A 5,451-nucleotide genomic window follows, 5' to 3' on the forward strand; every position below is an offset into this window, starting at 1 on the left:
AGGCCGCCCCCGGTGCCGCGCCCGTCGAACTGCCCGGCGAGGCCGCGGCGCTCAAGGCGTTCCGCGCCGCCCGCCTCGGCGGCCCGCGCGCCGGCTCGGCCGGGCCCGCTGCGGCCCACGCCACAAGCAGCGGCGACCTGGGACTTGCCGGAGGCGCCCTCGGAGAGAGACCCGGCGGGCGCGGCACCGGCGCCGGGCGGGAACGCAGCCGCAGCCGCACCCGGTACCTGCTGACGGGCAGGCCCCTGCGCGCCGGATTCGCCGTCGCCGTCGCCGGGTGCGCACTCGGCGGCGTCGCGGTCGCGGCCGGTACGGGCGTCCTGCCCACGCCCTTCACCGGCGGCGGCACACCCGCGGCCACCGTCTCCCCGGCCGCCACCCCGACGGGGGAGGACCCCGAGGCGGGCAGCCCGGACGGCGGCAAGGACGCGGAAGGCCGCGACACCGCGGGCGGCGAACGCCGCACCCCTGGGGAGAGCGACGGCGGCGGCCGGTCGCACGACGACGGCGGCCACAAGGACGGCAAACACCCCGGCGACCCCCGCGACCTGGCCAACTCGGGCGGCGGAGGCAAGCAGGACAAGGACAGCGGTCACAAGGGCGACAAGCCCGGCAAGCAGCCCGGCAAGAAACCCGGCAAGGGGCTGGGCGACTCCGAGGACCGCAAGGAAGCCATCGCCGTGGCCCTGTGCAAGGCGTACACGGCCAACAAACTCGAAGCGGACGACCGCAAGAAACTGGAGCGCGCGGCGGGTGGCCGCGCCGTGGTGCGCAAGTTCTGCATCCAGTACGGCCACTCGGGCGGCAGCACGCCGGGAGGCGGTGACGGCGGCGGCCAGGGCGGCACCCCGGGCGGCCCGGGCGACGGGGACGAAGGCTCCGACGGGTCAGACGGCTCCGACGGGTCGACGGGGGGCGGCAGCCACCCCTCGGTACCGGGCGACGACACCGGCGACACGGACACCGGCGGCACGGGCGGCAGCGACACCCCCTCCGCCCCCGCCGGCCCGGGCCAGGGCACGGCCGGCGGCGTCAACGGTGCCGTGACAGGTGCCACATCCGGCCCCTGACCAACCGGTGTGACACTTTCGCGCGGCCCGGCGCTGAAGAGAGTGAGCCGACTGGTCATCGGCGGCGCGGTAAGCCCGAGGTTCCCCCCGTACCTCTGGGTTCGCGCGATGGCGCGGGCGGGACACGTTCCCCCGGTCCCGCCCGCGCCCCTCACATCAGGTGTGGTCGCGTCCCCCGCGTCACTTGTAGACGACCACCTTGTCCCCCGGGCGGATCTGCGCGAAGACCTTGGCGATCGCTTTCTTGTCGCGGACGTTGACGCATCCGTGGGAGGCCCCGGCGTAGCCGCGGGCGGCGAAGTCGGAGGAGTAGTGGACCGCCTGGCCGCGGCTGAAGAACATCGCGTAGGGCATGGCGGTGTGGTAGATGGTCGAGACGTGGTGGCGGCTCTTGAAGTCGACCTTGAACTGGCCCTCGCGGGTGGGCGTGTAGGCCGACCCGAAGCGCACGTCCATCGCCGTGCGCACCTTGCCGTCGACCATCCACGCCGCTGTCCGGCTGCTCTTGCTGATGCACAGTGCCCGCCCCGTCGTGCAGCGCGGGTCGGGTGCGGCCGGCGGCCGGGAGGTGGACGGATGGAGCTCGGTGCGGGTGGGCTGGTGGGTGCGGGCGCGCAGCGCGGTGAGGACCGGGTCGGTGACCTTGCCGGTGCGCGGCATGCCGCGCTGCTTCTGGAAGGCGGAGACCGAGCCCGCGGTCACGGAACCGTAGTAGCCGGTCGGGTTGCGGTCGAAGAGCCCCAACTGTCTGAGCCGGGCCTGGAGTTCGCGTACGTCCTCGCCGCGGGAGCCGGGGGCCATCCGGACGGCGTTCTGCGCCGCGGGCCGGGCGGGGGGCGCGGGGTCCGGCGTCCGGGCGGCCGGCGCGGGCGCGGCCTTCGTGCTGGGTTTCGACGCGGGCTTCGACGGCGGTGCGGCGGGCGCCTGTTGCGGCGCCTTGGACACGCGGATCAGCGGCTCCTGCGCGCCGGTGCCCTTCGCCTGGCAACCTGCGACGGCCCCCGCGGCCAGCACGGCGGCGGTCGCCGCGGTGAGGCGGCGGTACGCCGGTGTTCCCCTCCGGTGCATCCCCAACCCCCCGGACGGTTCGACGGATGTACGGGTCCATCACTGCCCAGCGCGCCGACTTCGTGAACCTGCGGACGCCCTCGGGTGTGCCCGCGCCTCACCGCCCGGTCGGTTACTGGCGGGTTTCGAACTGGGCGCCGATCGGGGACAGTGGGCCACAAGGACGAGCGACGAGCAGCGTGCGAGGTGTCCATGGCGACCGGTACCGGGGCGGGGCCCGCGAAACAGCCGCGTGCGGGCGGTGACGGCTCCGGTCCCGTGCGGCAGCCGGGCCTGGCGGCGGCCGTGGCCGCGCTGGCGGACGGCGAGGTGACCGCACGGGAGCTGACCGAGCGGGCGCTGCGCGGCATCGAGGCGACGCAGTCCACGCTGAACGCGTTCCGCAGGGTCCGCGCCGAGGCGGCACTGGCCGAGGCGGACGCGGCCGACGCGGCGCTGTCCCGGGGCGAGCGGCGGCCCCTGCTGGGCGTGCCGCTGGCCGTAAAGGACGACACCGACGTGTGCGGGGAGCCCACCGCGTTCGGCTGTCCGGGCGACTTCCCCGTCAAGACCGCCGACGCGGAGGTCGTCCGCCGGCTGCGGGCCGCCGGAGCGGTCGTCGTCGGCAAGACCAACAGCCCCGAGCTGGGGCAGTGGCCGTTCACCGAGGGGCCCGCCTTCGGCGACACCCGCAACCCGTGGAACCGCGACCACACCCCGGGCGGCTCCTCCGGCGGCGCGGCGGCGGCCGTCGCGGCCGGCCTGGTGCCCGCGGCGCTGGGTTCGGACGGGGCGGGCTCCGTCCGTATCCCGGCGGCGTGGACGCACCTGGTCGGCGTCAAACCCCAGCGGGGCCGCATCTCGACCTGGCCGGACCCGGAGTCGTTCAACGGCATCACCGTCTTCGGGCCGCTGGCGCGCACCGTCGAGGACGCGGCGCTGCTGCTCGACGCCGCGAGCGGCAACCACCCGGGAGACCCGCACCGGCCGGCGCGCATCGCGGCGCGGGCCGCCGTCTCCCGCGATCCGGGGCGGCTGCGGATCGCGCTGTCCACCCGCTGGGCGTTCACGGCCACCCCCAAGCGGCTGGACGCGCGCGTGGAGGCGGCCGTGCGCGCGCTGGCCGAGCGGCTGGCCGCCCTCGGGCACGACGTGGAGGAGGCCGACCCGTCCTACGGGCCGATCGGCCTGACGTTCGTGCCCCGGGCGACGGCGGGCGTCCGCGCCTGGGCCCGGCGCGCCCCCGACGCCGCACTGCTCGATCCGCGCACCCGCAGCGCCGCCCGCACCGGGCGGCTGCTGGGCGGCCCCGTCCTGCGTGCCGCACGTGCCGCCGAGGGCCCGCTGCGCCGCCACGTGGGCCGCGTCTTCCACCGCTACGACGTGGTGCTGGCCCCCACGACGGCCACCCCGCCGCCCCGCGTCGGCGATCTGGCGCGGCTGAGCGGCTGGCAGACCGACCGCCGGATGATCGCGCACTGCCCCTACGCGTGGCCCTGGAACGTGCTGGGCTGGCCCGGCGTCAACGTGCCCGCCGCCGTCACCGGCGACCTGCGGCTGCCGCTGGGCGCCCAGCTCCTCGGCCCGGCCGACAGCGAGCCCCTGCTGCTGTCGCTGGCCGCCCAACTGGAGGCGGACCTGCGGTGGTACGAGCGGTGGCCGACGGCGGGGTGACGCCGTGGGTGTGAGGGCCGGCCCGGGTCCTGGCCGGGCTGCCGCCGTCCGGGTCCTGGCCGGGTCGTCGCTCCGGGTTCGGTCCGGGCCGGGTCGTCGCCGTCCGGGTTCGGTCCGGGCCTGGGCCTGGGCTGGGTCAGACCCGGCGCTCAGCCCAGCGCCGCCCGCTTGAGCGCACGGGCGCGGCGGGCCACGCGGCGGACGGTGGGGTTGCGCGGCACGAAGGCGAACTGGCGCGGCACCGCTCCCGGCAGAGCCAGCGACGTCAGCCTGCGGCGCTTGAAGTAGCGGCGGGTGGCGGGGGACAGGTGGTCCGCCAGGTAGCGCTCGGCCTCCTCGCGCAGGTGAGGATAGATCCTCGGCTGCATGCAGAAGCCGACCGCCCCGACCAGCCCCGCCACCTCCTGGCCCCCCGCGGGGACGAACCCGGCTCCGGCGGTCGCGTCCAGATCGGGCAGCAGGGCGTCCACCAGCGTGACGGGAACCCGGTTGCTGTTCTCGTACGGCGTGACCCGCTCCAGCAGCAGCTCGGTGCCCGTACGGACCACGGGCAGACCGTAGAAGGCCGAGGCGGTCAGCAGCGCCGTGGAGAAACAGCCCACCACCAGCGCCGGGCGCATCCGCTCGTACAGCGCCTCCGCCAGCACGGGCGAGGAGAGCACCGTCAGGCCGACACCCAGCTCGCCGGCCTCCTTCTCCAGAGCGCGGGAGTAGCGCGCCGGAGCCACCGGATGGGGTTTGAAGACGACCTCCCCGTGGCCCCGCGCAGCCGCCCCGCGCAGCATGCGCAGGTGCAGTTCCTCCTCCTCGTCCACGGTCAGGATGTCCAGCGCCGACAGGTACTGGCCCAGCAGCAGCGCACCGCCCTCGGGTGCCTCGTCCACCGAGGGCGGCACGTCGGCCGACAGTTCGGCCAGTACGGTGCGGAAGGCGTCCGTGGGCACCACCTCGGCCGGTACCCCGAACTCGGTCAGCAGCAGCGGGGCGAGACCCGGCACCAGGTCCAGGTGCAGCAGGCGGCGCACCCGCCCGCCGACCAGCGGGTCGAGCTTGTTGCGGGTGGGGCCGTAGCTCATCAGCCCGTCCGCGTACACGTCGATCGGGGCGTCCGCGAACAGGCGGGCCACCGCGAGCGCGGGCTCGACCTGGAGCGATTCGAGGACGAGCTGGACCTCGTCCTCGGGCCCCTCGCCCAGGTTCCACAGCATCCGCAGGTGCCGCTCCCACAGCGGGGCGTCGTCCGCGCGGAGCGACCAGCCGCCAGGGTGGAAGGGGCGGATCGTCTCGTTCCAGGAGAGCACCCTCGCGAAGCGGTCGCGCAGCCTCTCGAAGCCCGGCATCGCGTCGAGCGCCGGCGCGGTCTCCGGGTTGCCCGCGTTGTTGCTGACCAGCAGCAGCCGCTGGTCGGCGGCCTCGAAGCGGCCCGCGTCCAGCGCGGCGGCCAGGGTGGCGGCGCCGTAGAGGGTGGAAGCGAAGAAGATCTGGGTGCGCATCAGGCCGCCGCCTCCGTGCTCGTGCTGCCGTGCTGCCGGCCCGCGGACGACGCGTCCCGTCCCGGACCGCCCGTACCCTCCCGACCCGGGCTGTCAGGGCCCGGGCTGTCGGGGGGCGAGCCGTCGGGGGTTGAGCCGTCGGGGCCCGGGCCCTGACAGCCCGGGTC

4 protein-coding genes are annotated in these 5,451 nt (G+C 76.0%); 2 read left to right on the plus strand and 2 right to left on the minus strand.

Features of this window, described 5'->3' with window-relative positions:
• On the plus strand, positions 1 to 1,070 hold a 1,070-nt coding region (locus AB8Z75_RS32000), incomplete at its 5' end, for a hypothetical protein (RefSeq protein ID WP_369208167.1).
• Between the two features lie 180 nt (positions 1,071 to 1,250).
• On the opposite strand, the gene AB8Z75_RS32005 is transcribed toward AB8Z75_RS32000, so the two are convergent.
• Positions 1,251 to 2,138 carry a peptidoglycan-binding protein gene (locus tag AB8Z75_RS32005; RefSeq protein ID WP_369208169.1) on the minus strand — a complete coding sequence of 296 codons (888 nt, stop codon included), beginning with the start codon at positions 2,136 to 2,138 and terminating at the stop codon, positions 1,251 to 1,253.
• A gap of 192 nt (positions 2,139 to 2,330) precedes the next feature.
• Between AB8Z75_RS32005 and AB8Z75_RS32010 the strand changes: the two genes are divergently transcribed.
• Positions 2,331 to 3,791, plus strand: coding sequence for an amidase (locus AB8Z75_RS32010; protein WP_369208171.1), 1,461 nt, complete (start codon positions 2,331 to 2,333; stop codon positions 3,789 to 3,791).
• A 149-nt stretch (positions 3,792 to 3,940) separates the two neighbouring features.
• Here AB8Z75_RS32010 and AB8Z75_RS32015 read toward each other — a convergent pair whose 3' ends face one another.
• Positions 3,941 to 5,284, minus strand: a complete 1,344-nt coding sequence (locus AB8Z75_RS32015) for a polysialyltransferase family glycosyltransferase (RefSeq protein WP_369208173.1) — start codon at positions 5,282 to 5,284, stop codon at positions 3,941 to 3,943.
• Positions 5,285 to 5,451 lie beyond the last annotated feature (167 nt).

Origin of the sequence: Streptomyces sp. PU-14G, assembly GCF_041028275.1 — a bacterium.
Lineage (GTDB): Bacteria > Actinomycetota > Actinomycetes > Streptomycetales > Streptomycetaceae > Streptomyces.

What these genes read in the sequence shown, in the direction of transcription:
- AB8Z75_RS32005 (WP_369208169.1), bottom strand. Translation starts at nt 2,138, where the DNA reads ATGCACCGGAGGGGAACACCGGCGTACCGCCGCCTCACCGCGGCGACC.
- AB8Z75_RS32010 (WP_369208171.1), top strand. Translation starts at nt 2,331, where the DNA reads ATGGCGACCGGTACCGGGGCGGGGCCCGCGAAACAGCCGCGTGCGGGC.
- AB8Z75_RS32015 (WP_369208173.1), bottom strand. Translation starts at nt 5,284, where the DNA reads ATGCGCACCCAGATCTTCTTCGCTTCCACCCTCTACGGCGCCGCCACC.